The 24090-nt window shown below is 64.5% G+C and carries 38 protein-coding genes; 23 read left to right on the forward strand and 15 right to left on the reverse strand.

Annotation, left to right across the window (positions count from 1 at the left end; genetic code table 11):
* Window positions 1-8: 8 nt before the first annotated feature.
* The 9 genes from C8J39_RS18755 to C8J39_RS09290 are packed head-to-tail and all read right to left on the reverse strand — an operon-like array spanning window position 9 to window position 2992.
* The gene (locus C8J39_RS18755) at window positions 9-149 is read right to left on the reverse strand and encodes a hypothetical protein (RefSeq protein WP_183037964.1); all 141 of its coding nucleotides are present in this window, start codon (window positions 147-149) and stop codon (window positions 9-11) included.
* A gap of 2 nt (window positions 150-151) precedes the next feature.
* Complete coding sequence (locus C8J39_RS18760) at window positions 152-379, reverse strand: hypothetical protein (protein WP_120300170.1); 228 nt, start codon at window positions 377-379, stop codon at window positions 152-154.
* 3 nt (window positions 380-382) lie between these two features.
* Window positions 383-649, reverse strand: a complete 267-nt coding sequence (locus tag C8J39_RS09260; protein ID WP_120300171.1) for a DUF2312 domain-containing protein — start codon at window positions 647-649, stop codon at window positions 383-385.
* Between the two features lie 2 nt (window positions 650-651).
* Window positions 652-1083 carry a hypothetical protein gene (locus C8J39_RS09265; protein ID WP_147420662.1) on the reverse strand — a complete coding sequence of 144 codons (432 nt, stop codon included), beginning with the start codon at window positions 1081-1083 and terminating at the stop codon, window positions 652-654.
* Entirely contained in the window at window positions 1080-1754 is a 675-nt protein-coding gene (locus C8J39_RS09270) for a hypothetical protein (RefSeq protein WP_147420663.1), read from the reverse strand. The genes C8J39_RS09265 and C8J39_RS09270 overlap by 4 nt, the downstream gene beginning before the upstream one ends.
* 53 nt (window positions 1755-1807) lie before the next feature.
* The gene (locus C8J39_RS09275) at window positions 1808-2245 is read right to left on the reverse strand and encodes a hypothetical protein (RefSeq protein ID WP_147420664.1); all 438 of its coding nucleotides are present in this window, start codon (window positions 2243-2245) and stop codon (window positions 1808-1810) included.
* Window positions 2246-2249: 4 nt separating this feature from the next.
* A complete protein-coding gene (locus C8J39_RS09280) occupies window positions 2250-2528 on the reverse strand; it encodes a hypothetical protein (RefSeq protein ID WP_147420665.1) in 279 nt (92 codons plus the stop codon).
* Between the two features lie 26 nt (window positions 2529-2554).
* On the reverse strand, window positions 2555-2785 hold the full coding sequence (locus C8J39_RS09285; RefSeq protein WP_120300176.1) for a hypothetical protein: 231 nt from the start codon (window positions 2783-2785) through the stop codon (window positions 2555-2557).
* Window positions 2786-2992, reverse strand: coding sequence for a hypothetical protein (locus tag C8J39_RS09290; RefSeq protein WP_120300177.1), 207 nt, complete (start codon window positions 2990-2992; stop codon window positions 2786-2788).
* A gap of 99 nt (window positions 2993-3091) precedes the next feature.
* Between C8J39_RS09290 and C8J39_RS18495 the strand changes: the two genes are divergently transcribed.
* The 16 genes from C8J39_RS18495 to xerC all read left to right on the forward strand — a co-directional run bounded on the left by C8J39_RS18495 (window position 3092) and on the right by xerC (window position 10851).
* The gene (locus tag C8J39_RS18495; protein WP_147420666.1) at window positions 3092-3541 is read left to right on the forward strand and encodes a helix-turn-helix transcriptional regulator; all 450 of its coding nucleotides are present in this window, start codon (window positions 3092-3094) and stop codon (window positions 3539-3541) included.
* Window positions 3542-3768: 227 nt separating this feature from the next.
* Entirely contained in the window at window positions 3769-4095 is a 327-nt protein-coding gene (locus C8J39_RS09295) for a hypothetical protein (protein ID WP_120300178.1), read from the forward strand.
* Window positions 4082-4432 carry a hypothetical protein gene (locus C8J39_RS09300; RefSeq protein ID WP_183037965.1) on the forward strand — a complete coding sequence of 117 codons (351 nt, stop codon included), beginning with the start codon at window positions 4082-4084 and terminating at the stop codon, window positions 4430-4432. The genes C8J39_RS09295 and C8J39_RS09300 overlap by 14 nt, the downstream gene beginning before the upstream one ends.
* Window positions 4433-4586: 154 nt before the next feature.
* Window positions 4587-4814: a hypothetical protein gene (locus C8J39_RS18500; protein WP_147420667.1), complete on the forward strand. Its 228-nt coding sequence runs from the start codon at window positions 4587-4589 to the stop codon at window positions 4812-4814.
* Entirely contained in the window at window positions 4811-5026 is a 216-nt protein-coding gene (locus C8J39_RS09305) for a hypothetical protein (protein ID WP_120300180.1), read from the forward strand. Before C8J39_RS18500 ends, C8J39_RS09305 begins: the two co-directional genes overlap by 4 nt.
* Window positions 5023-5442: a hypothetical protein gene (locus C8J39_RS09310; protein ID WP_120300181.1), complete on the forward strand. Its 420-nt coding sequence runs from the start codon at window positions 5023-5025 to the stop codon at window positions 5440-5442. Before C8J39_RS09305 ends, C8J39_RS09310 begins: the two co-directional genes overlap by 4 nt.
* Window positions 5439-5894 carry a hypothetical protein gene (locus C8J39_RS09315; protein WP_120300182.1) on the forward strand — a complete coding sequence of 152 codons (456 nt, stop codon included), beginning with the start codon at window positions 5439-5441 and terminating at the stop codon, window positions 5892-5894. The genes C8J39_RS09310 and C8J39_RS09315 overlap by 4 nt, the downstream gene beginning before the upstream one ends.
* Before the next feature lie 20 nt (window positions 5895-5914).
* The gene (locus C8J39_RS09320) at window positions 5915-6325 is read left to right on the forward strand and encodes a hypothetical protein (protein WP_120300183.1); all 411 of its coding nucleotides are present in this window, start codon (window positions 5915-5917) and stop codon (window positions 6323-6325) included.
* 351 nt (window positions 6326-6676) lie between these two features.
* On the forward strand, window positions 6677-6868 hold the full coding sequence (locus C8J39_RS09330) for a conjugal transfer protein TraR (RefSeq protein ID WP_120300185.1): 192 nt from the start codon (window positions 6677-6679) through the stop codon (window positions 6866-6868).
* Window positions 6869-6899: 31 nt separating this feature from the next.
* The gene (locus C8J39_RS09335; RefSeq protein WP_147420668.1) at window positions 6900-7604 is read left to right on the forward strand and encodes a hypothetical protein; all 705 of its coding nucleotides are present in this window, start codon (window positions 6900-6902) and stop codon (window positions 7602-7604) included.
* Complete coding sequence (locus tag C8J39_RS18505) at window positions 7601-8113, forward strand: hypothetical protein (RefSeq protein ID WP_147420669.1); 513 nt, start codon at window positions 7601-7603, stop codon at window positions 8111-8113. The genes C8J39_RS09335 and C8J39_RS18505 overlap by 4 nt, the downstream gene beginning before the upstream one ends.
* Window positions 8110-8406, forward strand: a complete 297-nt coding sequence (locus C8J39_RS18510) for a hypothetical protein (RefSeq protein WP_147420670.1) — start codon at window positions 8110-8112, stop codon at window positions 8404-8406. Before C8J39_RS18505 ends, C8J39_RS18510 begins: the two co-directional genes overlap by 4 nt.
* Entirely contained in the window at window positions 8403-9200 is a 798-nt protein-coding gene (locus C8J39_RS09340; protein ID WP_183037966.1) for a phosphoadenosine phosphosulfate reductase family protein, read from the forward strand. The genes C8J39_RS18510 and C8J39_RS09340 overlap by 4 nt, the downstream gene beginning before the upstream one ends.
* A complete protein-coding gene (locus C8J39_RS18765; protein WP_183037967.1) occupies window positions 9197-9361 on the forward strand; it encodes a hypothetical protein in 165 nt (54 codons plus the stop codon). Before C8J39_RS09340 ends, C8J39_RS18765 begins: the two co-directional genes overlap by 4 nt.
* Before the next feature lie 259 nt (window positions 9362-9620).
* Window positions 9621-9857, forward strand: a complete 237-nt coding sequence (locus C8J39_RS09350) for a hypothetical protein (RefSeq protein WP_147420671.1) — start codon at window positions 9621-9623, stop codon at window positions 9855-9857.
* Window positions 9847-10851 (forward strand): tyrosine recombinase XerC, encoded by a 1005-nt coding sequence (gene xerC, locus C8J39_RS09355; RefSeq protein WP_120300190.1) that lies wholly within the window; start codon window positions 9847-9849, stop codon window positions 10849-10851. The genes C8J39_RS09350 and xerC overlap by 11 nt, the downstream gene beginning before the upstream one ends.
* 98 nt (window positions 10852-10949) lie before the next feature.
* On the opposite strand, the gene C8J39_RS09360 is transcribed toward xerC, so the two are convergent.
* Genes C8J39_RS09360 through C8J39_RS09375 form a run of 4 tightly spaced genes read right to left on the reverse strand, consistent with a single transcriptional unit; the run spans window position 10950 to window position 14645 of the window.
* Window positions 10950-11966, reverse strand: coding sequence for an arginine N-succinyltransferase (locus C8J39_RS09360; RefSeq protein ID WP_120300191.1), 1017 nt, complete (start codon window positions 11964-11966; stop codon window positions 10950-10952).
* Complete coding sequence (locus C8J39_RS09365) at window positions 11963-13168, reverse strand: hydrolase (protein ID WP_120300192.1); 1206 nt, start codon at window positions 13166-13168, stop codon at window positions 11963-11965. Before C8J39_RS09365 ends, C8J39_RS09360 begins: the two co-directional genes overlap by 4 nt.
* A gap of 40 nt (window positions 13169-13208) precedes the next feature.
* Window positions 13209-14111 carry a YdiY family protein gene (locus tag C8J39_RS09370; RefSeq protein ID WP_056481996.1) on the reverse strand — a complete coding sequence of 301 codons (903 nt, stop codon included), beginning with the start codon at window positions 14109-14111 and terminating at the stop codon, window positions 13209-13211.
* 39 nt (window positions 14112-14150) lie between these two features.
* A complete protein-coding gene (locus C8J39_RS09375) occupies window positions 14151-14645 on the reverse strand; it encodes an RNA pyrophosphohydrolase (RefSeq protein ID WP_120300193.1) in 495 nt (164 codons plus the stop codon).
* Window positions 14646-14720: 75 nt separating this feature from the next.
* On the opposite strand from C8J39_RS09375, the gene C8J39_RS09380 reads away from it, so the two are divergent.
* The 3 genes from C8J39_RS09380 (at window position 14721) to C8J39_RS09390 (ending at window position 18471) form a co-directional block, all read left to right on the forward strand.
* Window positions 14721-15623 carry a histone deacetylase gene (locus C8J39_RS09380; RefSeq protein ID WP_120300194.1) on the forward strand — a complete coding sequence of 301 codons (903 nt, stop codon included), beginning with the start codon at window positions 14721-14723 and terminating at the stop codon, window positions 15621-15623.
* A gap of 33 nt (window positions 15624-15656) precedes the next feature.
* Window positions 15657-17018: a deoxyribodipyrimidine photo-lyase gene (locus tag C8J39_RS09385; protein WP_120300195.1), complete on the forward strand. Its 1362-nt coding sequence runs from the start codon at window positions 15657-15659 to the stop codon at window positions 17016-17018.
* Window positions 17019-17226: 208 nt separating this feature from the next.
* On the forward strand, window positions 17227-18471 hold the full coding sequence (locus C8J39_RS09390) for a cyclopropane-fatty-acyl-phospholipid synthase family protein (RefSeq protein ID WP_120300196.1): 1245 nt from the start codon (window positions 17227-17229) through the stop codon (window positions 18469-18471).
* Window positions 18472-18552: 81 nt separating this feature from the next.
* Here the strand turns inward: C8J39_RS09390 and C8J39_RS09395 are convergent, their stop codons facing one another.
* Entirely contained in the window at window positions 18553-19263 is a 711-nt protein-coding gene (locus C8J39_RS09395; protein WP_120300197.1) for an SDR family NAD(P)-dependent oxidoreductase, read from the reverse strand.
* A gap of 16 nt (window positions 19264-19279) precedes the next feature.
* Entirely contained in the window at window positions 19280-20737 is a 1458-nt protein-coding gene (purF, locus tag C8J39_RS09400; protein WP_056058607.1) for an amidophosphoribosyltransferase, read from the reverse strand.
* A 121-nt stretch (window positions 20738-20858) separates the two neighbouring features.
* Here purF and hisI point away from each other — a divergent pair, with 121 nt between their 5' ends.
* Genes hisI through C8J39_RS09420 form a run of 4 tightly spaced genes read left to right on the forward strand, consistent with a single transcriptional unit; the run spans window position 20859 to window position 23994 of the window.
* Window positions 20859-21221, forward strand: coding sequence for a phosphoribosyl-AMP cyclohydrolase (hisI, locus tag C8J39_RS09405; protein WP_120300198.1), 363 nt, complete (start codon window positions 20859-20861; stop codon window positions 21219-21221).
* Window positions 21218-21703 (forward strand): hypothetical protein, encoded by a 486-nt coding sequence (locus C8J39_RS09410; protein WP_120300199.1) that lies wholly within the window; start codon window positions 21218-21220, stop codon window positions 21701-21703. The genes hisI and C8J39_RS09410 overlap by 4 nt, the downstream gene beginning before the upstream one ends.
* Window positions 21704-21735: 32 nt before the next feature.
* Entirely contained in the window at window positions 21736-22188 is a 453-nt protein-coding gene (locus C8J39_RS09415; protein WP_056049049.1) for a MerR family DNA-binding transcriptional regulator, read from the forward strand.
* Window positions 22189-22191: 3 nt separating this feature from the next.
* Window positions 22192-23994 carry an acyl-CoA dehydrogenase C-terminal domain-containing protein gene (locus tag C8J39_RS09420; protein ID WP_120300200.1) on the forward strand — a complete coding sequence of 601 codons (1803 nt, stop codon included), beginning with the start codon at window positions 22192-22194 and terminating at the stop codon, window positions 23992-23994.
* Window positions 23995-24090: the final 96 nt, after the last annotated feature.

Below are 24090 nucleotides of genomic sequence, written 5' to 3' on the forward strand. Positions count from 1 at the left end.
CCGGACGCTCACCGGCGGTTCTGCTCGGCAATAGCCCGCAGGCCGCGAAGTTCGCTGGCGATCGATTCCACGCCGCGGGCGACGCGGATCAACTGCCACACCGCATACAGCGTGACGAAGATCATGAAGAGCTTGTCGGTATTGCCCACCGTCAGAACTCCACGTGCTGCATAGCGATCGCGCGCTGCAACTCGGCCAGCTTCGGCCGGGCGTGCTGGAACCGCTTGCTCTCGTCGCGATAGGGACGCGCCAGACGCCGAGCCCGCGCGTGGGCAATGCCGCGCGCGATTTCAGCGTCCAGTGCGATCATCGGGTCGACGTCGTCGTCGACGGGCTCAGGGGCCCGACCAGCGACTGCGCGTTTGATCAGGCCCCACATGGCTCAGATCATCCCCAGCGTCTGAAGGTAGACCTCGAGGATCGCCTCTTCCTCCTGGTACTCTTCCTTCTTCTTCTTGCGGATCGCGAGCACCTTGCGGATTGCCTTGGGGTCGAATCCTCGGCCCTTTGCTTCAGCGAAGACGTCCTTGATGTCCTCCGAGATGCCCTTCTTCTCTTCCTCGAGGCGCTCGGCGCGCTCGATGAGCAGGCGCAGTTCGTCAGCCGCTACCGCGCCGCCGCCCATGCCCTCGTTACGTTCGTCTGCCATGCTTATGCTCCTTGGTGAATCGGTTTGGCCCAGTCGGGCGTGTGTTCGCAGCCGACGTCCGCACGGACGCCACAGCGGAAACAGGGGTCGCGGTAGACCGGCGCCGGTGGCGGCGTGAGGCGCGCAACGGTGCGTTCGAACTGAGCCGTCTCCTGCTCGCGCGTTCTCGTGGTAGACCACGTCTTCGAGGTGATGGTGACGCCGAGTTCGACGATGTAGATTTGGCGCCCATTGCCCTCGTGGGTCACCCGAACCTTCCCGGCCTTCTCCATACGGGCAATGGAGTGGCCCGGCGTCGACACGCTGGTCGCGCCGATCAGGCGGCATAGATCACTGTTGCTCGGGCATGCCTTGCCAGCACGCGCAGCCTGGACCAGCGCACCGTAGATGATTCCCGCGTTGAGCTTGGACCGCTCTTTGCTGCCCATGGTCATGCTGCGATTACCGGCGAGAGCCACCGCGTGCGAGTCTCGCGATCGTGCGGCTTGGTCCAGACGATCCAGCAGAAGTCTGTCGTGCCGCTCTTGAACGCCTTTGCGCCCATCTCGGTAATCATCGCGCCAGGCGGCATGCTCGGTCGGCGCGACATGATCAGGACGTCGCTGGGCGGGAACTCGGTGAACAGGCGGTATCGCGCCGCACTGGCGAGGAACGACAGCTGCTGGAGGATGCAGACCCGATGATCGGCTAGGGCGAGCATGCGACGCGTGATCGCCTCGGCAAGCTTGAACGGCGGGTTCGTGACCACCGATAGCCGCACACCTGGCTTGAGCCAGACGGGGCCGGTCTCGTCGGTCGCATCGTGGATGCCGTCGAGCAGATCAGGGCACCGGTCGACTACGTCGCTGGCAAGCGTGAACATGCCGCGGTCAGTGAACGTGTCGGGGATCGTGCCGCCGCCGGCGCAGGGATCCCAGATCGTGTGGCCGGCGAAGTCGATGGCATCGGCCAGCTGCTCGACGCACCACCGCGGCTCGACATACCAGTCGTGCGCAGCGCGGTCGTAGGCGTTGACCTTGAAGTTCCGCGACACGTTTGCCGCAGGCCGCAAAGAACCGTCCGCAGAACCGGGCTCAACCGGCGCTGCGCCTGTTAGCGCGTCCATAGTCATCTCCGTTGCGGGGTTTTCCGCGTAATATTCGTTGGTATTCGAGGATGTTACGAAGCCGCGAACGGCTCCAAAATCTGGATCATCATCACCGCATCGTCGCGCAGTTCGGCGCGATCGATATGGCAGTACCGACCATCAGCGCCGGCTCGGGCAAACTCCGCAGCACCGGTCATGAGCTTGGAGATCACCACGGCAGGAGCATCGTCGGCAGGATGAAGCTCGCGAGCACCCTGGCCGATCGCGTTCAGAACGCGCTCGGTGAACTCGACGCCGAAGAAGCTAGCGAGGATGAGGAGGTTGCAGCCGCTGGGGCACCGACGGTCGCCGCCACTGGCGATCATCGCCGACAGCGTGCGCGCAGGGATCTTCGTGGCGAGCGCGACGTCCTCGACCGAGTGCTGACGACCGCGGCCCATCAGCAAGCCGATCGCTCGGCAGATCGCATCCTCTGCCAGTTCCGGCGAAATCATGGAGTCATTCGTCACGGACTTAACCCTCCGAACCAGAGAAAGAGGCTTCATGAACACCGCGACCCCGACCCCGCCGAACGCGCACACGATGCGAGCCGACTACCGGCTCATCAAAGTCGGAGTGCTGGGCTTCTTCCCAGACCTGACGACCGTAACGATTGGCGTTGCGGGTGTTGACGTAGACCGATGCGCCAATCGTAACGGCGATGCCGAGGGCGAAGGCCAGCCCAGCAACGACCGGCGACAGGCCGGCGAGGAACGCCGCGCCGACGACCAGCGCTATGCTGATCACGATCAATGCAACGAAGTGTATAGCACCACGCATCAGGCAGCCTTTCGATCACGGGAGGGGCAGTCAGGAGAGATGCAGGCACGCACCGCGGAATCACCGGTCAACCGGCAGCGCGAGCAGTGCGAGACGACGATCGCCGGGATCTCGGCATACTCCGGCTCGGTAACCGCGAAGCCTGCAACGGACTTGCCGCCGATCAGCATCACGACCGATGGAGCAGCCGCGACGCGCGCGCTCATCTCGAAGGGAAGGGTGAGCAGCATCTATGCTGCTTCCTTCTGTTCTATCAATGTGGGCTGGTACGAGGCCATGAACTGGCGCACCTTGCCGACCGTTGCCCGTCTTGGCTCCCGTCCAGCGCGTAACTGCGGTACAAACGTCGTGTCATTTACCGCCGCCCGTCCGAAGCGGCTCTCTCGGATATGATGCGTTCGGCAGAACGTTTCGATGTCGCGTATGAGATCGTCCATGGCCACGATATGCGACGGATATATCCGTCAAGTCAAGAGTCAGGTGACGGATTTGTCCGTAAATTGTGCCGGATAGGTCCGTCATGGGATAAAGCCGACATGGCTGATCCCGATTTCGACATCGAGCGCATTAAGGATGTCTTGCGAAAGGCGACCGGACCAGGCGCAGAGTTCTCGCAGCGAAGTCTTGCCAAGGAGGCGGAAGAGGGCCGCGACACCGTTGGCGATATCTTGAATGGCCGCAACAAGAACCCGACCAGTAAGGTACTGTCGAACCTAGCAAGGGCGCTCGGCGGCGACTTGTCGATGTTCGGGCTCGCGGAGGAACGCGGGGATCCACCTACTGAAGCCGAGCTTTACGGCGCGCTCCTAGACGCGATTCCAAGAATGCCCACGCGGGGTACGACGGACAAACGTGCGCAATTTCTTTCACAAGCTGTCGCACGTGTTCTGAAGCTTCCGCAAGCTCGTCGGCCCAGTGGTGGGCGTTCTCCACCGACCGAAGGCGCAACAGACGTTCCTCCTCCCGCACCCACAAGCTTAACATGATGTTTGCGACGGCACAGGAACGCACGCAGTTCGAGCAGCCGACCTCACAACCCGGTTCCTCTAGCGTCAGCGGTTCGAGTCGCTCCTCCATGTTCTCTTTGTGTTCTCATTTGGCGTTCGCGTCTAGGAAAATTCCTGCGACGCTTACTTGCAACGTCGGGGTTGTAAGAATTTTGCAGGGGGCCGGGATCGCGGCCGCCGCCTCGGCACGAAATGGACGAAAATAAATGACCGATCTTACCGACGATGATCTCGACGCCTTGTCCAGAAAATTGCGAGGCCTGGAAGACGACCAGGACGGGTCATTTGCTCGCACCCGGCTGCTCGACATTCTAATCGATATCGTAGGCGTCCAAGCCGACATGATGGTCTCTATTGCGCAGGAGAGGCTTGGGGAGCCCGTTACTGCAAAGTCGTCGCTGACGGCGGCTGCCACAAAACTGACAGCCGTGGTTGCCGCGATTCGGGCAGAGCATGAACGCAATAAGCTCGAATTAGCGGAACGCAAAACTGCAGTCGCGTCAATAAAGGCTGTGATCGATGAACAACACTGACCCCGCCTACCGGGCGATCGTGGATCGCTTAAGAGCCGGTGGGCACTATTCCAGCGTGCCGCCCTTGCCGCCGGCTGGCGGGGATCCTAGGTCTGGGGGTATGGACCCTTGGCAGCAAAGCGTTGAGACCCGGCTAACTAGTTTGGACACTCGTCTCGGCAAAATCGAGCCCAACGTAGCGGAAATCAAAACTGACGTTGCCGTGCTTAAAGCCACCGTGGCAACGAAAACTGATCTAACAACGCTTGGTGATAAGCTCCTGACGCGTATGCAAATATACGCCGCATTGGTTGTTGGTGCGATCGGTGTTGCCACCTGGATCGGCAAGGCGCTCTAGCGGATCGCGCATTGCGAGTAGCGATCGGCCCGCCCGGTTGTGGCGGGCATTTTTAAATAATTATGACGGACAAACCCGTCATAGAGGTTGACTGACGGATATATCCGTCACATAGTCTATTCAACAGGCCATACCGGCTTGTCGGGAGACGATCGTGGCCGAGCAGGCTTCTTCAGATTGGATCGAGTGCGACGGCTCCGGGTGCCCGGTGTCGGATCTCGCGCGGGTTCAGGTGCAGTTTCGTGCCGACCGCGATCGCAAAACCGCCGAGCGTATGTCGGGGGCCGATGGCAACGTCGCCCACGCTTATTCGGATAGCTGGGTCCATCCCGCGACATCGGAAGCAGCCGCCGACATCGTAGCATGCCGGGTGGTCGCATGACCGAGATTCAGAACTGCATCGCCGAGACGGATGCGTTCCTCGCCGAGCGGAACACGCGGATCTCGCTTCCGATCATGCTCGGGCCCGATCAGACCGCGCGCCCGATGATCGTCACCGAGCAGATTGAGACCGGTCGCGGCAAGAAGAAGGCCTGCGGAATGTTCGCAACCTTCTGCCCCTTCTGTGGCGTTAAGCTGGGGTCGATCACGTGAGGCCCCCGAAGAGCGCCTTTCGCAAGATCAAGCCGAAGCGCGCCGGTCGCCCTGAGTGGAAGCGCGCTGAAGATTTCGGCCTGTTCCTTCGCGGGCTCCCCTGCGCCTGCCTCGGCAAGAACCCCTGGTGCTCGGGGCCGGTTCAGGCTGCGCACGTCGATCACGCAGGCAAGGGCACACGAGACGCGAAAGGTGCCTCCACGAAGGTAGCCGACCGGTTCATGTTGCCGCTGTCGCTCGAATGCCACCGTCAGCAGACCGATGTCATCGGCTGGCCGAAGTTCGAAAAGACGCTGCCGATGGACGCGGAGCCACTGTCCGCCCTCTACTGGACCGAGTTTCTCGCAACGCCGAAAGGCCGCGAGTGGCAGCGGCAAGCCGCTGAGCGCGGCGATATCGCGAGTGTAGCCGCATGACCGGGCGCACCATCAAGTCCCACGATCCCGACCTCGATCAGTCGATCCTTGATATGTCGAGCGCCGTGTTCCGACTGACGAACGCTGAAACGTCGCTGATCGAAGCTTATCGGCAAGAGGAAGACGGCACTGCGACTGGTGGCGTAGCCTACGCCGTGGCGCGGAAGCGGGCGATCGAGGCCGCAATCTCGGGTCACGCGAACCGTCTGCACATCCCGCCGGTCGCCCTGCGGGTCATCATCTCGCAGCACGATCGCCTTCAGCAGAAGATGGGCCGTCGCCCGAACATGGAACAGCTAGTCGCCGCGGTCGAGGCCGCTGAGGCTGGTTTCCATGAGCGTGCGCAGACGGACCATGCTGCCATGATCGAGGCACGGTTCCACGCCAAGCGGTCACGGAAGTACGCCGAGGATAGCACCGCCGCTTCCAAGCATCTGAGGGCATGCGCATGAGCGCGCCAGGTTCACGCCCTATGGGCGAGGTCATCGGTCGCCAGCCGGCAGCGTGGCTCGTTACCCCGTCGAAGACGCCCTACGCCTGGTATGGCACGATTGAGGACGGCGAGAAGGTCGGCTTCGGTGGTCATAGCATCAAGGGCGGTCGTCGATTCACGAACGAGCAGGCGCGCGAGTGCATGAGCCGCGGGCTCGACGTGTTGACCGCCCCGGCGATGACCGTGCGGCGCAACGTCGGGATCTTGGAACTGAGCCTCGGCACCTTCCGCCCCGTCCCCGTCTATGAGTTCGAGTGCCCGATCATTCGCAAGCTTGCTGACGGACGTGTTCGGGTCATCGCCCCCAGCGGTGCGGAGAAGATCGTCGAGGGCGATGGCTGGACCTCTCCGTACCGCAAGGGCGGCATGGGCCGGAGCATGGCCGCGTGACGCCCCCGCAGCCCCGCCCGCAGGCGCCCGACCTCTGCGGCAAAGTCACCCCTGAAGTCATGACCGAGCTCATGCTCGCAATCCTTAATCGTGGAGATCGTCGATGACGTGGAACTTGTTCATGCACTCGGCCGGGTGCGCTTGCCTGATCGCGATGGCCGTGTGCGGTCTCTGGTCGCTCTACGATTCCCTCGTCCCGAACTGGTCTCGCATCTGGCCCCGCGCCTGCGGTGCAGTGATCTTCGGCGATGGCCCCGTTTCCCCGACTGCCTCGGTCCTGCCCCTCAGGACGTCTGTACCCCCGCTGCGCGCTGTCGAGGCCGACGCCCAGCTAACCGACAAGGCTGCCTGATGGCTGACGTAGCCGACATGGCGAACGACGTCGCGCAGGCTGCGCTCGATCGCAACATCCGCGCCGCGAGTGCGCCCATCGCCATCGGTGCGCCAGGTGAATGCCGGGTTTGCGGGCTCGACAGCCTGCGTCTCGTCATGGGCCGCTGCGCTCCATGTCGTGAACCTAAGAAGGGATATGCCCGTGGTTGATCCGTACGACGATCCGAAGACGACCGCCGCGATGTGCGATGCGATCGACGATGCCGGCCCAGTGACGACATCAGAACAGCAAGCGGTGCCGGTTGCGCAGGAGTGCCTGTTCGACGTGCAGCCCCAGGTATCGGCAATCGACAACGGTCCCGAGCCTTCACTTCGCGACATGGTGCGGTCGTTCTATAACCGACATGCCATCATCAACCCCGACGCTGTGACCGAGCAGTATCTCGCGGCGCTCTCCCTTCCTTGCAAGTCGGGCGAAGGTGCGGGGGAGGCTCCGGGCATGAAGCCTTGGGCGGGTGGCGATGCAGCGCCCGTCGATTGGGATGGCGGTCCGGTCATTCTGCGAAACGGCAGCACTATGTTTCCGAGCAACATGTCTCTTGCCTATCACGCGAACGGCACCAACCGATGGGACCACGATCGCAAAAACCGGAATCCTGCTTGGGACATCATCGCCTATTCCGCCGCCCTTACTCCCGATGCCACCCAGACGCGAGAAGCGGAACTACAAGCCGAGATCGAACGGTTGCGTGGTCTGCTGATCAGTCCCGGCGATCCGGCTTGGGAAGACGCGCGGGCCGTGCTGGTAGCCGAGTTGCGCAAGAATGGAATGGATACGCACGCCGACAACATTGCTGCAAGCCATGCCGTATCTATCCCATCGTGGATCGCGCTCAACCTGATCGGGCATTCCCGCGCCGCCCTCAACGCCCGAGACGTCGCATGACCCCCAATCCCAACCCGAGCCCCGAGTTGATCGAGCGGCTGGGAACGCGGCTGACAGCGCACCTCAGCGGCGATCGACGCGATGATCGTAACTGGCCCCTCGTAATAGACGCTGGCGATTTGGCCGAGATCGTTGCCGTCTTCTCGCAGACACTGCCAACGCCTGTTTCTCACGCATCACAGACAACCGACGTTGTCTCTCATGGCGATGGGGTTGGCGATAGCCGAGCACTGCCAGCGCCGGGGGAGGTGGACGTTGATCAGTTAGCAAGCGCTTTCGTCGCTGATTACGTGATGTCGACCGAAGGCAATGACTACGTGCCAACGGAATGGGAAGGCGAGTTGATCGCGGATGCTCTGCACGGTTTCATTGCCGATCATTGGCCGCGTCCGGAGCCAAGGCCATCCGAGTGTCCGTTCTGCTCAGGTGCATCACGGTATGTAGGCAAGCCGGAGGATGTATTCTGCGCCAAGCATCTTCGACTTTACCGCATGACGGGTGATGCATGACGCGGCCCGTTACCGACTTTGACACGATGCAACCGCATCTAACTCAATGGGAGGCTCAGGAGTTGGCCGAACAAATCAACGCAGCCGAGCAATTCCCCGCCCCCGCCACCGTTGCGGCAGCGAATGACGAAGGGGTGACTGGCGAGGCGCTGTTTCGGGCATTCATGGCGGGCGATGTGTCGCGCCTCACCACGACGGCATTGCCCGAGGAATGGCCGCATATGCAGCCGTCGTATCGCAAGGCTTGGGAGGACCTCGCCATCAGCCTCTTGTCGCAGGGAGGGGGGAAGTGAGCGACTATCGGTATATCGCGCGTTGCTCCTACGGGAACGACAGCATCGCCATGCTCCAGATGCTCCACGAGTACGGCTTGAAGGACGTGGCGGTCGTCTATTCGGACACGGGCTGGGCCTCCGACGCATGGAAGGTCCGCGTCGAGCAGGGCAAGGAATGGGTACGCTCGCTCGGATGGGAAGCGGTGCGGCTGACGTCGATCGGCTTCGAGGCATCGGTGCGCAACCACACCGCTGCGGGCATGTTCCCGACGCGTCTCGTCAAGTTCTGCACCCAGGAGTTGAAGGTGCGTCCGTTCCTCAAGTGGGTGACGGAGGCGGACCCGGATCATCGGGCACTTGTGTGCGTCGGTGTTCGGCGTGCCGAGAGCGCCGCGCGATCTAGTCACCCGGCTTTCATGCCAGAGCGCGATAACGGGCGTCACGTCTGGCACCCGATGATCGACTTCTCCGACGCAGACCGCGACGGGATGATTGAGAAGACGCCTTTCCCGATCCTGCCGCATCGTTCGGACGAGTGTGCGATCTGCATCAACAGCAACCGCGCTGACCTGCGTCGGGCATCGCCGGAAGCCATCGCAGCCGTCGCAGCACTAGAGGCCGATGTTGGGCGCCCGATGTTCAACCCTGCCAAGTACGCGGGTGCGGAAGGTATCGGCGAGGTGAAGCGTTGGGCTGATAGCGAGCGCGGGAAGTACCGCCCGCTGACCGGCGTGGTGCCCGCCTATCCGCTACTGGACGCGATGCTCGATGCAGAGCCGGCGACCTGCGAAGATAATTGGTGCGGACTATGAGTGACGATGAAATCAAAACTGAGTGGAAGCGCATCAACCGCATGTTTCATCGCGGCAAATCGCTTGCCCGACGCCTCGCCCTTATGGCCGCAGACGATCTCGAAGCACGAGGCGTAACCGACGCTGACATCGACCGCCTCTTTCCGGAGCAACCCTCATGAACCCGACCACCACCCCCAAGGCGGGGGCTGTTGCAGACGTGGCGGCGAAGCTGACGGAGGCGCAGCGGGAAGTGATCCTGTACGGCGAATGCGCGAAGTCAACAGGCCCATACGACTGCATCTGTGGTGCAGATTTCGAAACGCTGCCGAGTGACCTGGTGTGCGCCAGATCTCGCTTAGAAGGGGGCGACGGTGCAGTCGTCCTCACCCCGCTCGGGCTAGCAGTCCGCCAACACCTTGAGCAGGGGGCGACGGCATCATGAGCGCCGCACCGTATTGGCCGCGAATGCTGAAGCGATCGACGGCCGCCCAGTATTGCGAGCTCACCCCGCAGCAGTTCGATGCCGAGGTCTATGCTGGCCGCCTGCCGATGTCGGTAGCGATGGCCGGCGGGCCGCGGTGGGACCGTGCCGCGTTGGACACCAGCCTCGACGAGATGTCAGGCGTGGGCAACGACTGGCGCAAGGATCAACCGGGGCTGCGCAGTGCCGCATGATCTTCCCAAATATGTGAAGCGCGTGCGCTCGAAGGGTAAGGAGTATCTGTACTTCGACACCGGCAAAGTGGTCGATGGGAAGCGCCTGATGACGCGCCTGCCGCCGCTGCGGTCGATGGAGTTCGGGGGCAGCTACGCCGCGCTGATGGGCCACCGGAATCGCAAGGCGAAGTCAGCCTTGATGACGGTTCCGGTCCTGGTCGATCTGTACCAGCGCGGCGCAGCGTACGGCGCGCTCGCACCGGCATCCCGACGGCTTTACGACATCTACCTGCGGCGACTGGAAAAGGCGCTGCCGACCGCGCCTGTCACCGGCATCACCCGAGGTGACATGCGCACTCTGCTGGACAAGATGGCGGCAACGCCAGGCGCAGCGAACGCTTTTCTCCGAACGAGCGGCGCGCTGTTCGCTTGGGCCACCGAGCGCGAGCATATCGCGAAGAACCCATGCGATGGGATTACGCCGATGGCAGGCGGTGAGCACGAGCCATGGCCCGCCGGCGTGCTGCGGGCTGGCTTGGTCGCCGAGGACGCTGCCGTCCGCCTGCTGGTCAACCTGCTGTACTACACCGCGCAGCGGCTAGGCGACGTGCTCGGGATGCAGTGGTCGGACGTCGAGGACGATCGGATTTCTGTGGTCCAAGACAAGACGAAGAAGCCGATGAAGATCCCGATCCACAGCGCACTCAAGGCCGAACTGGCGACCCGCAAGCAAGGCGAGGGGGCGATCTGTCGGACCATTCACGGCAAACCAATGCGAGACGATAATGCGCGCAAGATACTCAAGGCGTTCTCGGCCGCCGCCGGTGCACCGAGCGTCCCGCACGGACTACGCAAGAACGCCGTGATCGCGCTACTCGAGGCGGGCTGTTCCGCCGCGCAGACCGCCGCGGTCAGCGGTCAATCGCTTCTCATGGTCGAGCATTACGCCAAGCAACGTGACCAATCAGCCCTCGCCGATGCGGCTATGCTGCGTTGGGAGAACAGAACGTAGACTTACAAACAGTGGAAAACTCCGCTCGCGACTCGCGCATTTCAGCCATCTCGGGTTATCTGTAAATTAACCCGACGATCTACGTTGGATTGCGGCGGTCAGATGCGAGCGACGTGCGTGACCCGGTTGGCTTCGCCGACGTCCAACGAGCGCGCGCAATTCTCGGCCAGCACGACCCCGTCCTCGGTCTCGCGGACTTTCCCGAAGGCCGCGCGGAAGTCGGCCAGGTTGCCCGTCGCGACCAGGGCGTCCTTGCCGTCGTCGCCACCGATCCCGACCACGTTGCAGTCGCGCGCGTCGGCGATCGAGCGGACCTGGTCGGTGCGGGCGGTCATCGTCGGGCCGCCATCGAAGATGTCGACGTAGTTCTCGAACGCAAAGCCTTCGTTCTCGAGCATCCGCATCGCAGCGCGGCCCGAGGGATGGGGCAGTCCGATCGCGGCGCGCGCGGTCTCGGTCAGCATCGCGGTGTAAATCGGATGCTTGGGCATCAAGTCGGCGATGAACTGGTGACCGTTGATCGCATTGAACTGGTCCGCGTCCTGAAAATTCATCCCGAAGAAGCGGCCTGCGAGGCCGTCCCAGAACGGCGAGCCGCCCGCTTCGTCGATGACGCCGCGCAGTTCGGCGAGGATGCGGTCTGCGAAGCGGGCACGGTGCATCTTGATGAAGAGATAACGGCTGCGCGCGAGCAACAGGCCGAGGCCGCCGGCGCGTTCGCCGGGATGGAGGAACAGACCGCCGACCTCGCTTGCGCCTTCCAGATCGGTGGCGAGCGTGAGCATGTCGGCGCGGAAGGTGCGGTTCAGCTCGCGGCTATGCTGCGTGAGCTGGCCGATCCGGTAGCTGTAGAACGGGTAGCTCTGGCCCACCTGCGTGAAGATCTGGCAGGTGCCGCGGACTTCCTTCGTCTCGATGTTCTCGAGGATCAGCACGAACAGCTCGTCCTGGACCGGGCCATCGGTGCGCGCGAAGGCGGTGTGGCTGCGTTCGAGCTTGGCGGTGAGCGCACGACGATCGGGCGGCAAATTGGTGAAGCCGCCGCCGGTCAGCTTGGCCATTTCGTAGAGGTGCTGAAGGTCGTCGTCGACCGCTGCCCGGATCCTGAAGCTCACAAGCGGCCCTCCGCGATACGCAATATGGTGACCGCCGACAGCGCCGCGCGTTCGGCGAGGCTGTCGGGGATCATGAATTCGTCGGTCGAATGGATCGCGCCGCCGCGGACGCCCATCGTGTCGACGACCGGTACGCCGGCGGCGGCGATGTTGTTGCCGTCGCAGACGCCGCCGGTGGCTTTCCAGGCAATGTCGAGACCGAGGTCCGCGCCGGATGCCTTGACCAGATCGAACAGCCGCGCGGCGCCGTCGTCGATCGGTTTGGGGGGGCGGTTGAAGCTGCCATGCACCTCGATGCGGACGTCGTGCTCGGCGGCGACCATCGCGACCGCGGAGTCGATATGCGATTGCGCCCGCGCGATGTCGTCGAGCGTGGCAGGGCGGAAGTTGATGCGGAGGATGGCGAGATCGGGGACGACGTTGTTCGGGCCACCGCCCTCGATCCGCGCCGGGTTCACCGCGAGGCGTGGGCCGCGGACCTTCGACAGCCGTACCGCAATGTCGGCGGCCGCGACGAGCGCGTTGCGGCCGTCTTCAGGGTTGCGACCGGCGTGCGCGCTGCGACCGTGGACGATGATCGAGAAGTTTCCCGTACCGCCGCGTGCTCCCGCCAGCGTGCCGTCGGCGAGCGCGGGTTCGTAGGTCAGCGCGGCGATCTTTCCGTGCGCGGCGCGGGCCAGCAGCGCTGCGGAAGAGAACGAGCCAGTTTCCTCGTCCGAGTTGATGACGACGTCATAGCCGATCCGGGCGGCGAGGGGGCTGGCCTCGACCGCCTGAAGTGCGGCAAGCATCACCGCCAGCCCGCCTTTCATGTCCGCGACGCCGGGGCCGTTGAGCCTGCCGTCGTCGAGCCATTGCAGCGATTGGAACGCGTGATCGACCGGGTAGACCGTGTCCATATGGCCCGTGAACAGCATGCGGACCGGTGCGTCGGGCCGCACGACGAGGTGCAGGTGCTTGCCGTGCTCGATCGCGGAGACCACGCCGTCCGCGCCGACATTGTCGACGGGTGTCGGCTCGACCAGCGTGATCTCGCCCGCCAGACTTGCGAACGCGTCGCCGAGCAATCCGGTCATCGTCGCCACCCCGGCAAGGTTGCGCGTACCGCTGTTGATGGCCGCCCAAGCCTCGACCTGCGTCAGCATCGGTGCAGCGCCCGCCGTGTCGACGGCATCGCGCTCTATTGGTGAAAGTCCCCTCATCACGCGACCCTAGCGAAGCCGGACGCACGTGGGAACAGCGTCAGAAGCTGTAGACCAGCGACGCGCGGCTGGTTGTGTCGGTCGAGACCGAGCCGACCGGCGGTTCGCTTTCATACTGGACGCTGTACGACAACGCTGCAGACAGCGGCCCGATCAGCTTGGCGTTGAGCGAGGTCGTGCCGCTGAGCGTGCTGTTGTAGCGTTGGACATAGGCGGAGGCGACCTGGCTGACCGACAGGCCGCTCAGGATCCGCACGCTGAAATTCGCCGTGCCACGCGCGGCGATGCTGCTCTGCTCGGTATCGTCGGTAAATTCGGTGTAGCGATACGCTGGCCCGAGTTCGAGATCGAGCTTGGTCCCTGCGGTCTTGATCACGCTGTAGCCGGCACCGACCGAGGTCGAATAGCGGTTGAAATAGCCGAGGAACCGATCGCCTTCATATTGCGCGACGCCGTAGATATAGGCGCGGTCGTCGATCTTGTAGTTGGGCTCGTACGAGGCGAGGTAGTGCTCGCGCGTCGTGATGTTCTGGTTCGACTGATAGTCCGCCTGCGCATGGAATTTCTGGCGCCAGCGAAGACCTTCGCGGTTGAGGTCGAGCACCGCCGTGCCGCCCGCCGTGTCGGAATTGCCCGTCGTCAGATACCCACCGACCTCCGCCTTGCCGCTCCACAGGTCGAGGAAGCTGGCCTGACGGATAACCTGCGTGCGTTGCGCTGCGCGGTCGGCTTTCCACTTTTCGGCGATCGCCAGCACCGCGTCGCCGCTGAGGGGATCGGCGGCGCGCGCGTATTTGGCGATCGTGTTGACGTCCGCTTCGTTGCCTGCCTCCAGCGCCGCGTCGAGCATCGCGCGGATCGTCTCGGGGATCATCACCGACTGCGGATCGGGCGCGTTCGCCAGCAGCAGCGGGGCGAGCAGAAGAGGGGCTAAGCGGCGCACAGCCGTTCCGTAACGGCAGCGTGACGGAATGGGAACTGCTCAGCGTGTCGAGCTTGCGCCGAGATGTGGCGCGAAGGCGGCGAGTACCTGTTCGTAGAGCGCCTTCTTGAACGGGACGATCAGCCGCGGAAGGTCGGCGGGATCGCTCCAGCGCCACGCGCGGAATTCCTCGTGGTCGGTGGCGATGTTCACGTCCGCGTCGGTGCCGTGGAAGCGGTACAGGAACCAGCGCTGCGTCTGGCCGCGCCATTTGCCCTTCCACACTTTCCCCAGCAATTCGGGGGGGAGGTCGTAGACGAATTCGCCGGGCGCTTCCGCGATCAGTTCGACCTTGTCCGGCATGACGCCGGTTTCCTCGCCGAGTTCGCGGAGCGCGGCGACTTCGGCGTCCTCGCCGGGGTCGATCCCGCCCTGCGGCATCTGCCATGCCTCCAGCGGCGAATCGTTGCGCTGGCCGACGAAGATCTTGCCGTCTGCGTTCATGAGCATGATGCCGGCGCAGGGACGGTAGGGCAGGGTCGAAACGTCGGTCAAAAATAGTCTCCGCAACGCAGGTGCTTGGGGCTCGGGCAACTTGGGGGTCGACAGGCGCGCTCCTACCTACGGAGCATGATCCATGTCGTCCACCATCCCGACTATGTCACCCCAGCTCCGGCGCGCTCGACCTATCGCTGGAACAAGAACGGGCTGATCCGCGACCTGCTGCTCGAAAAGGGAGATGCGGTCGCGTGGCACCGGGCCGAGACGACGCCGACCGCGTGGTTGGAGGCGGTGCATGACGAGGATTATGTTGCCGAAGTTCTCCGTGCGGACGTGCCGAAGGAGAAGGAGCGGCGGATCGGCTTCCCAGTAACAGCGGCGGTGGCGTCGCGCGCGGCGATCGTGCCGCAAGGGACATGGCTGGCCGCGTGCCTCGCGCTGGAGCACGGGTTCGCGGCGAATACGGCGGGCGGGAGCCATCATGCGCTGGCGAATACCGGCGCGGGTTTCTGCGTGTTCAACGATCTCGCGGTGGCGGCGGCGCGGCTGATCGAAGAGGGGCGCGTGGCGCGCGTTCTCGTCGTCGATTGCGATGTGCATCAAGGCGACGGGACCGCAGCGCTGCTCGCGGGGCGACCGGAGATCGCAACCTATTCGATCCATGCGGAGAAGAATTTCCCGGTGCGGAAGGCACGATCGACGCTCGACGTGCCGTTGCCGGACAAGGTCGGCGACGATGCGTACCTGGCGACGCTAGAGACGACGCTGGTGCCTTTGCTCGACGAGTTCCGGCCGGAGCTGATCCTGTATCAGGCGGGCGTGGATCCGTTCGAGGGCGACCGGCTCGGGCGGTTGGCGCTCACCTTGGACGGTCTGGCAAGGCGGGAACGGCTTGTCGCTGGCCTTGCGATTGCGCGCGGCGTGCCGCTCGCGAGCACGGTGGGCGGCGGGTACGGCGAGGACGCGCTGGCGATCGCCGAACGACACGTGGCGGCGATCATGACGCTGGGGGAAACTTTCGCAGCGGCGTGATGCTGGATCGCGGGTTGCTGCGTTGGGGATGCGATGACGACACCTGTTCTCCTCTGGCTGCGCCAGGACCTCCGCCTTCACGATCACCCCGCGCTGATCGCCGCTGCGCATGTTGGGCGGGTGATCCCGGTCTACGTGCTCGACGACGACGCGCCGGAGAAATGGAGGATGGGCGGCGCCCAGCGCTGGTGGCTGCACCACACGCTCGACTCGTTTGCCAAGTCGCTGGCGGACAAGGGATCGAAGCTGGTCCTGCGACGCGGTGATGCGGTCGAGGTGCTGACGGCATTGATGGAGGAAACCGGTGCCGAGCAGGTGCATGCGATCCGGCATTACGAGTCGTGGTGGCGGAAGGCCGAGGCGGCGCTTGGCGATCGATTGTGCCTGCATGACGGCAACCATCTTGCTCGCGTCGAGGATGTGAAGACGGGGTCGGGCGGACAGTTCAAGGTGTATTCGTCGTTCTGGAAGGCCCTGAATCAGATGATGCCGCCGGGCGACCCCGAGCCTGCGCCGCGAACGATCCCGGCGCCTGGATCTTGGCCAAAAACCGAGACGCTGGCGGAGTGGGACCTGCTGCCGACCAAGCCGGACTGGTCGACCGGATTCGGTGACTGGACGCCGGGCGAGGCGCAGGCGTTGGAAAACGCGAAAGCGATGGCGCCGATCGTCGAGGCGTATGACGTCGATCGCAACATGCCGTCGATCGAGGGCACCTCGCGCCTGTCGCCGCACCTGCATTTCGGCGAAATCTCGCCACGTACGGTGTGGCATGCCGTCGATGGTCACGGCGACGCGACGACGTTCCGCAAGGAACTGGCGTGGCGCGACTTCACCGATGGCGTCGTGCTGACGATGCCGGACTACGGCGATACCAACGGGCGACCCAAGTTCGACAAGCTGCCTTGGCGGTCCGGCAAGGAGGCCGAGGTGGACCTGAAGGCGTGGCAGGAGGGCAGGACCGGCTATCCGATCGTCGATGCCGGGATGCGCCAGCTCTGGACGACCGGCTGGATGCACAACCGCGTACGGATGATCACGGCGAGCTTCCTGGTGAAGCATCTGCTGATTGACTGGCGCGAGGGCGAGCGCTGGTTCTGGGATTGCCTCGTCGATGCGGATTACGGGAATAATTCGGTGAACTGGCAGTGGGTTGCCGGGACCGGGGTGGATTCGAACATGTTCGGGCGGATCATGGCGCCGCTGACGCAGTCGGAGAAGTTCGATGCGGGGGGCTATATTCGCGAATGGGTGCCGGAACTGGCGAAGGTGACCGGCGAAGCGATCCATGATCCGGAGGAGTCCGGCTGCCGGCCGAAAGCGTATCCGGCGAAGATCGTTGGCCACCGCGAAGGGCGGGAGAGGGCGCTCGAGGCTGGGCGGCACGCGCGGTAGGGTCGCATCTGCTCCCATCCTTGGAAGGGAGGGGGTGGGGGTGGGTCGGGTTCCGCATGCAGGGGCGTGAGTGGCTCAAGCCAGCCTACCCACCCCCAACCCCTCCCTTTCAGGGAGAGGAGCGCGTTGTGGCCTTGGATCGCGTTCCAGCCGTTTCGGCGCCGACGCCTCTTTCCTAGCCGCCGCCCGTGTTGCATGGAGCGCCGCGATGACCGCCGTTCCCGCTTTCGACCATGTGCCCGCCGCGCAGGTTTCCCCGGTCGCGCGCCTCGTCGCGCCAGTGTTTCACCGTTTGCTCGACCGGATAGACGCAGGGCTTGAGAGCGGCGGGATCGATGCGCGACTGCCCGACGGCACGCGGCGGCTGATCGGCGGACGCGCGCCTGGGCCGTTGCCGGTGGTGACCGTGCACCGCTGGCGCGCGCTGGTCCGTCTGGCGACCGCCGGGTCGGTCGGCTGGTACGAAGGCTGGGCCGCGGGCGACTGGTCGAGCCCCGATCCGGTGCCGCTGTTCGACCTGTTCATGCGCAACCGCCGCTCGCTCGGGGGGGCAGCGCGGTCGGGCGGCGTGGTGCGGCTGGCGGCGCGCGCGTGGCACCGGATGCGGCGGAACGACCCGACCGGTTCGCGGAAGAACATCGCGGCGCATTACGACCTCGGCAACGATTTCTACGAGACGTGGCTCGATCCCAGCCTGACCTATTCGAGCGCGATCTTCGCCGAACCGTTCGACGAGGCCGAACCGCATGAGGCGGCGCAGGCGGCCAAGCTGCGTGCGATTCTCGACCGAACCGGGGCGCGCGCCGGCGATACGATCCTGGAGATCGGCTGCGGCTGGGGATCGTTCGCCGAGATGGCGGCGCGCGCGGGGGTAGGCGTGCATGCGCTGACGCTGTCGGTCGAGCAGAAGCGGCAGGTCGACGATCGGATCGCGGCGGCGGGGCTCGACGGGGTGCAGGTTGCGCTGACCGATTACCGCGACGTCACCGGGACCTATGATGCGGTGGCGAGTATCGAGATGGTCGAGGCGGTCGGCGAGGAATATTGGCCGGCGTATCTCGACGCGATCGCGCGCGCCTTGAAGCCAGGCGGGCGTGCGGCGTTGCAGTATATCTCGATCGACGATGCGATCTTCGATTCCTATTCGCGGAGTGTCGACTTCATCCAGCGCTACGTGTTCCCGGGCGGGATGCTGTTGTCCGAACCTCGGTTTCGCGCGCTGGCCGAGGCGCGAGGGCTCACGTGGGAAGATCGGCGCGGGTTTGGGCTGCATTATGCCGAGACGTTGCGGCGGTGGCGGGTCGCGTTCGATGCCGCGGTCGCGGAGGGGCGGCTGCCGGTGCGATTCGATGCGCGGTTCGTGGCGTTGTGGCGCTACTATCTGATGTACTGCGAGGGTGGGTTTCTCGGTGGCGGGATCGATGTCGCGCAGGTTACGCTGGTGAAGCGGTAGCGTTTTCCTGCGTACGCAGGAATCCAGGGTCACGAAGCGCCGCGTTTGGTATTCTGGACTCCTGCGTGCGCAGGAGAACGGTTAGGCTACCCGCTCGAAATGGCCGGGTTCGAAGCCTTCGATCGCCAGAGCCACGATGCGGTCAGCGACCACTGTCGGTTCCTTGACCGAGTTCGGATCCTCGCCCGGATACGCTCGCGCGCGCATCTTCGTTCGCGTTGCGCCGGGATCTACGATCGCGGTACGGATTGCGCTGATTTCGGCCATCTCGTCGCCATACGCGCCGAGGAGCGTTTCGAATGCAGCCTTCGACGCGCCGTAGAGGCCCCAATACGCGCGAGGCTTGCGGCCGACACTGGAGGTCACGCCGATCACTCTGGCCGACTTGGCCTTCTTCAGCATCGGGTCGAACGCCGCAATCAGCGCCGCCTGCGCGCTGACGTTCAAAGTCAGGACCTGCGCCATTTCCTTCGGATCGATCGCCGGGACCGACGACAGCGAACCGAGCATGCCAGCGTTCAACACGAGGATGTCGAGCGCATCCCAGCGGTCGCCGATCGCGGTCGCCAACCGAGCGATGGCTTCGCTCTCGGCCAGGTCCAGCGGAGCGATCGTCGCCGAACCGCCGGCCGCATGGATCGTCGCCTCGACCTCTTCGAGACCACCCGGCGTGCGCGCGGTCAGGACGACGTGCGCGCCCTTCGCCGCCAGTGCGATCGCGGTTGCGGCACCGATACCGCGGCTGGCACCGGTGACCAAGGCCAGCCGGCCTTCGAGAGGCTTGTCGGTCATATACGCTCCGCGAGTATCAGATGACGCGTTCGGCGAGCATTGCGAACTGGTCGACTTCCGAGCCTTCGTCATGGTCGGTCAACGTCGTCGGATAGTCGCCGGTGAAGCACGCATCACAATATTTCGGGCGGACATCCGCGCGCTTCGCCTCGCCGAGCGCCTTGTAGAGCCCGTCGATCGAGATGAAGTTGAGGCTGTCGGCATGGATGAACCCGGTCATGCCGCCGAGATCGAGCTTGGCCGCAAGCAGCTTCTCGCGCTCGGGCGTGTCGACGCCGTAGAAGCACGAATGCCGGGTCGGCGGGCTGGCGATCCGCATATGGACTTCGGCCGCGCCAGCTTCGCGCATCATCTCGACGATCTTCAACGAAGTGGTGCCGCGGACGATCGAGTCGTCGACGAGGATGACCCGCTTCCCCTTGATCAGCGCGCGGTTGGCGTTGTGCTTGAGCTTTACGCCAAGATGGCGGACCTTGTCGCCGGGCGAAATGAACGTGCGGCCGACATAGTGTGAGCGGATGATGCCGAGCTCGAACGGGATGCCCGATTGCTGGGCGTAACCAATTGCCGCCGGTGTGCCCGAATCGGGGACCGGAATGACGAGGTCGGCATCGACCGGCGATTCGATTGCGAGCTGCGCGCCGATCGCTTTGCGGACCGAATAGATCGAGTGATCGTCGACGATCGAATCGGGGCGCGAGAAATAGACCCATTCGAAGATGCACGGCCGCGCCGCCATCGGCGCGAATGGGCGGATCGAGCGGATTTCGGAGCCCTGGACGATGACCAGTTCGCCCGGCTCGATCGCGCGGACGAAGGTGGCGCCGACGACGTCGAGCGCGACCGTCTCCGAGGCGAAGATCACCGCATCGCCCAGCTTGCCCATCACGAGGGGGCGGATGCCGAGCGGATCACGGCAGGCGATCATGCCCTCCGGCGTCATCACGATCAGCGAGTACGCGCCTTCGATCTGCTTCAGCGCATCGATGAAGCGGTCGAGCAGCGTCCGGTAGTTCGAGGTCGCGACGAGGTGGATGATCGTCTCGGTATCGCTGGTCGACTGGAAGATCGAACCGCGGCGGACGAGCTCGCGACGCAAGCGCATCGCGTTCGAGATATTGCCGTTATGCGCGATCGCGAAGCCGCCAGTCGACAGCTCTGCATAGAGCGGCTGGACGTTACGCAGCGCGGTCTCGCCGGTCGTCGAATAGCGAACATGACCGCAGGCGACGGTGCCCGGCAGCGAGCGGATGACGTCGTCGCGGTCGAAGTTCCCGGCGACGTGTCCCATCGCGCGGTGCGTGTGGAAATGCGCACCGTCGAAGGTCGTGATGCCGGCGGCTTCCTGCCCCCGGTGCTGCAACGCGTGCAGCCCCAAGGCTACGAGCGCGGCCGCGCCATCGGTGGCCGAAACGCCGAACACCCCGCATTCTTCGCGGAGTTTGTCGTCATCATAAGGGTTTGTCGTCAGCATGCCGGTTCTCACGTCGTGCGGAAGCTGCCCTATACGAGCGGATCGCCGGCTTGTCGCCTGTTTGTAATAACATTGCGCGCCGCTGGTCGCATCGGGCCGGCTTTCGGGGTATATCCTGCGTATGACACACAGCCGCGACACGGGCCTGACGCTCGATCCGAAATTCGATTCCGCCGGGCTCCTAACCGCGGTCGTCACCGATCGCGTATCGGGCGACGTGCTGATGGTCGCGCACATGAACGCGGAGGCCCTGGCGCAGACGCAGGCGACCGGCGAGGCGCATTTCTGGTCGCGGAGTCGCGAAAAGCTCTGGAAGAAGGGCGAGACGTCGGGGAACGTGTTGCGCGTCGCCGAGCTGCGGATCGATTGCGATCAGGATGCAGTGTGGGTGATCGTCGATGCGGCCGGCCCGGCGTGCCATACCGGCGAGCGCACCTGCTTCTTCCGGCGAATCGAAGGGGGCAGACTGGTGCCGGCCGAATGAAGCGCGTGCTGCTGTTCGCGCTCGTGCTCGGCGGGTGTGGGCGGGGGCCGGCGACTGCTGTGGCGGACAGCGCGGGGGCTCGGCTCGAAGCTGCGGCCGAGACGGCGGGAATTGTGCCCGACCCGAACGCGCCGCTGCAAGGATCATGGGCGCGCGATACGGACCGCGTCTGCGTGGTCGGGACAGGGAAAACTGCGCGGGTCGGCGTGAGCGTCGACTATGGCGAGGACCAGGCATGCGCCGGATCGGGGACCGTCGAGCGTTCGGGCGATGCGCTGAAACTCGCGTTCGGCGCCTGCAAGTTCGACGCACGCTTCGACGGCGATCGCATCGTGTTTCCCGCCGAAGTCCCCGAAGCCTGCGAGTCCCTCTGCACTGGCCGCGCGTCGCTCGCGGCACTGACCGTCGACCGGCTCAGCGAATCGCGATCGGAGGCTGGGACGCTACGGTCGACTAAGGGAAAGTTGCTTTGCGGCAATTGACGTTGACGTAAACGAGAGTTATTTCTCCGGGGATGGCGACACAAGCATCCCCTCGTTTGCAGGCGACCCCGCAGTCCTACGCGGTGATCGAGCCGCGGCATGATCGCGAAAGCTTCACGATCTCCGATCTCTCCGCCGAATTCGACGTCACCGCGCGGGCGCTCCGTTTCTATGAGGATGAAGGCCTGATCGCGCCCGAGCGTCGTGGGACTCAGCGTATCTATTCGCACCGCGACCGCGCGCGTCTCGCCTGGATCCTGCGCGGCAAGCGCGTCGGGTTCAGCCTCGGCGAGATCCGCGAGATGATCGACCTCTACGATCTCGGCGACGGTCGCCGTGCGCAGCGCCAGGTCGTGATCGAGCGCAGCCAGGCGCGGATCGCGCTGCTGACCGCGCAGAAGCGCGACATCGATCTCGCCATCGACGAACTCACCAGTTTCGTGGCCCTCCTCGAAGTGAGCCGCGCCCAGGACAACCAAGGATAAACCATGCCCCAGTATACGCCCCCCGTCCGCGACACGCGTTTCGTCCTCGAGCATGTCGTCGGCCTCGATCGCTACAATAACCTCCCCGGCTTCGATGCAGCCTCGCCCGACGTCGTCGATGCAGTGCTCGAAGAAGGCGGCAAGTTCGTCGCCGAAGTACTGTTCCCGCTGAACCTGTCGGGCGACCAGCAGGGCTGCACGCGGCACGAGGACGGCTCTGTGACGACGCCGGACGGCTTCAAGGAAGCGTACAAGCAGTATGTCGAGAGCGGCTGGGCGACGCTCGGCAACCAGCCCGAATATGGCGGGCAGGGGATGCCCCACGTCGTCTCGACCGCGTTTCAGGAATACATGATCTCGTCGAACATGGCGTTCGCGATGTATCCAGGGCTCACGCATGGCGCGATCGCCGCGCTGATCGCCAAGGGCTCGGACGCGCAGAAGGCGATGTACGTGCCGAAGATGGTGTCGGGCGAATGGGGCGGCACCATGAACCTGACCGAGCCGCAGTGCGGCACCGATCTCGGCCTGATCCGCACCAAGGCCGAGCCGCAGGCGGACGGATCGTACGCGATCACCGGCACGAAGATCTTCATCTCGTCGGGCGAGCATGACCTGACCGAGAACATCATTCACCTCGTGCTGGCCAAGACGCCGGGCGCGCCGGACAGCTCGAAGGGCATCTCGCTGTTCGTGGTGCCGAAGTTCATGGTGAACGAGGACGGTTCGCTGGGCGCGCGCAACGGCGTCACCTGCGGGTCGATCGAGCACAAGATGGGCATCCACGCGAACTCGACCTGCGTGATGAACTATGACTCGGCGACCGGCTGGCTGGTCGGCGAGGAGATGAAGGGCCTCGCCGCCATGTTCATCATGATGAACGCCGCGCGTCTCGGCGTCGGTCTCCAAGGTCTCGGCGTGGCGGAAGTCGCCTACCAGAATGCGGTCCAGTACGCGCAGGATCGGCGCCAGGGTCGTGCGTTGACCGGGCCGAAGGAGCCGCAGGAGAAGGCGGACACGCTGTTCGTCCATCCCGACATCCGCCGCATGCTGATGGAGGGCAAGTCGCTGACCGAGGGCCTGCGTGCGCTGATCCTGTGGACCGCGCTCCAGGCCGATCTCGAGCATCACGCCGAGACCGAGGAAGAGCGGCAGCTGGCGGGCGACATCATCAGCCTGCTGACCCCCGTCATCAAGGGCTATGGCACCGACATGGGCTATGCGATCGCGACCAACGCGCAGCAGGTTTACGGCGGCCATGGCTACATCGCCGAATGGGGTATGGAGCAATATGTCCGCGATGCCCGGATCGCGATGATCTACGAGGGCACCAACGGCGTCCAGGCGATGGATCTGGTCGGCCGCAAGCTCGCGCAGAATGGCGGGCGCGGGATCCAGGCGTTCTTCAAGCTGGTGGCGGACGACGTCGCTGCGGCGAAGGGCGATGAAGCGACGTCGGTGTTCGCCGAGGCGTTGGAGAAGGCGAACGGCCAGCTTCAGGCGGCGACGATGTGGTTCATGGCCAACGGCATGAAGAACCCCGAGAACGTGGGTGCGGGCGCGGTCAGCTACATGCACCTGATGGGCATCGTCGCGGTTGGCACGATGTGGCTGCGGATGGCGGTCGCTGCGGCGAAGCTGAAGGCAGCGGGCGAGGGCGAGACCGCGTTCCTCGACGCCAAGCTGGTGACGGCGCGGTTCTACGCCGAGCGGATCCTGCCGGATGCGGGCGCGCTGCGTCGCAAGATCGAAGGTGGGGCGGAGTCGCTGATGGCGCTGCCACCCGAGATGTTCATGGCCGCCTGATCGGATCTGCCTTTTGCTCCCCTCCCTGGAAGGGAGGGGCAGGGGGGGGGTCGGTTTCCGCGGATCCGAACCGTTGTGGCTCAAGCGGGCCGACCC

This window comes from Sphingomonas sp. PP-CC-1A-547, assembly GCF_003610375.1.
Classification (GTDB): domain Bacteria; phylum Pseudomonadota; class Alphaproteobacteria; order Sphingomonadales; family Sphingomonadaceae; genus Sphingomonas.

Bases quoted from the DNA above. Each gene is read 5' to 3' on its own strand.
- C8J39_RS09395 (WP_120300197.1), bottom strand. From the start codon at position 19,263: ATGACCGACAAGCCTCTCGAAGGCCGGCTGGCCTTGGTCACCGGTGCC.
- hisI (WP_120300198.1), top strand. From the start codon at position 20,859: ATGACACACAGCCGCGACACGGGCCTGACGCTCGATCCGAAATTCGAT.
- C8J39_RS18765 (WP_183037967.1), top strand. From the start codon at position 9,197: ATGAGTGACGATGAAATCAAAACTGAGTGGAAGCGCATCAACCGCATG.
- C8J39_RS09420 (WP_120300200.1), top strand. From the start codon at position 22,192: ATGCCCCAGTATACGCCCCCCGTCCGCGACACGCGTTTCGTCCTCGAG.
- C8J39_RS18760 (WP_120300170.1), bottom strand. From the start codon at position 379: ATGTGGGGCCTGATCAAACGCGCAGTCGCTGGTCGGGCCCCTGAGCCC.
- C8J39_RS09390 (WP_120300196.1), top strand. From the start codon at position 17,227: ATGACCGCCGTTCCCGCTTTCGACCATGTGCCCGCCGCGCAGGTTTCC.
- C8J39_RS09305 (WP_120300180.1), top strand. From the start codon at position 4,811: ATGACCGAGATTCAGAACTGCATCGCCGAGACGGATGCGTTCCTCGCC.
- C8J39_RS09320 (WP_120300183.1), top strand. From the start codon at position 5,915: ATGGGCGAGGTCATCGGTCGCCAGCCGGCAGCGTGGCTCGTTACCCCG.
- C8J39_RS09290 (WP_120300177.1), bottom strand. From the start codon at position 2,992: ATGGACGATCTCATACGCGACATCGAAACGTTCTGCCGAACGCATCAT.
- purF (WP_056058607.1), bottom strand. From the start codon at position 20,737: ATGCTGACGACAAACCCTTATGATGACGACAAACTCCGCGAAGAATGC.
- C8J39_RS09365 (WP_120300192.1), bottom strand. From the start codon at position 13,168: ATGAGGGGACTTTCACCAATAGAGCGCGATGCCGTCGACACGGCGGGC.
- C8J39_RS09270 (WP_147420663.1), bottom strand. From the start codon at position 1,754: ATGGACGCGCTAACAGGCGCAGCGCCGGTTGAGCCCGGTTCTGCGGAC.
- C8J39_RS09380 (WP_120300194.1), top strand. From the start codon at position 14,721: ATGATCCATGTCGTCCACCATCCCGACTATGTCACCCCAGCTCCGGCG.
- C8J39_RS18505 (WP_147420669.1), top strand. From the start codon at position 7,601: ATGACCCCCAATCCCAACCCGAGCCCCGAGTTGATCGAGCGGCTGGGA.
- C8J39_RS09260 (WP_120300171.1), bottom strand. From the start codon at position 649: ATGGCAGACGAACGTAACGAGGGCATGGGCGGCGGCGCGGTAGCGGCT.
- C8J39_RS09415 (WP_056049049.1), top strand. From the start codon at position 21,736: ATGGCGACACAAGCATCCCCTCGTTTGCAGGCGACCCCGCAGTCCTAC.
- C8J39_RS09295 (WP_120300178.1), top strand. From the start codon at position 3,769: ATGACCGATCTTACCGACGATGATCTCGACGCCTTGTCCAGAAAATTG.
- C8J39_RS09410 (WP_120300199.1), top strand. From the start codon at position 21,218: ATGAAGCGCGTGCTGCTGTTCGCGCTCGTGCTCGGCGGGTGTGGGCGG.
- C8J39_RS09315 (WP_120300182.1), top strand. From the start codon at position 5,439: ATGACCGGGCGCACCATCAAGTCCCACGATCCCGACCTCGATCAGTCG.
- C8J39_RS09300 (WP_183037965.1), top strand. From the start codon at position 4,082: ATGAACAACACTGACCCCGCCTACCGGGCGATCGTGGATCGCTTAAGA.
- C8J39_RS09265 (WP_147420662.1), bottom strand. From the start codon at position 1,083: ATGACCATGGGCAGCAAAGAGCGGTCCAAGCTCAACGCGGGAATCATC.
- C8J39_RS18495 (WP_147420666.1), top strand. From the start codon at position 3,092: ATGGCTGATCCCGATTTCGACATCGAGCGCATTAAGGATGTCTTGCGA.
- C8J39_RS09385 (WP_120300195.1), top strand. From the start codon at position 15,657: ATGACGACACCTGTTCTCCTCTGGCTGCGCCAGGACCTCCGCCTTCAC.
- C8J39_RS09335 (WP_147420668.1), top strand. From the start codon at position 6,900: ATGTGCGATGCGATCGACGATGCCGGCCCAGTGACGACATCAGAACAG.
- C8J39_RS09330 (WP_120300185.1), top strand. From the start codon at position 6,677: ATGGCTGACGTAGCCGACATGGCGAACGACGTCGCGCAGGCTGCGCTC.
- C8J39_RS09285 (WP_120300176.1), bottom strand. From the start codon at position 2,785: ATGCTGCTCACCCTTCCCTTCGAGATGAGCGCGCGCGTCGCGGCTGCT.
- C8J39_RS18510 (WP_147420670.1), top strand. From the start codon at position 8,110: ATGACGCGGCCCGTTACCGACTTTGACACGATGCAACCGCATCTAACT.
- C8J39_RS09350 (WP_147420671.1), top strand. From the start codon at position 9,621: ATGAGCGCCGCACCGTATTGGCCGCGAATGCTGAAGCGATCGACGGCC.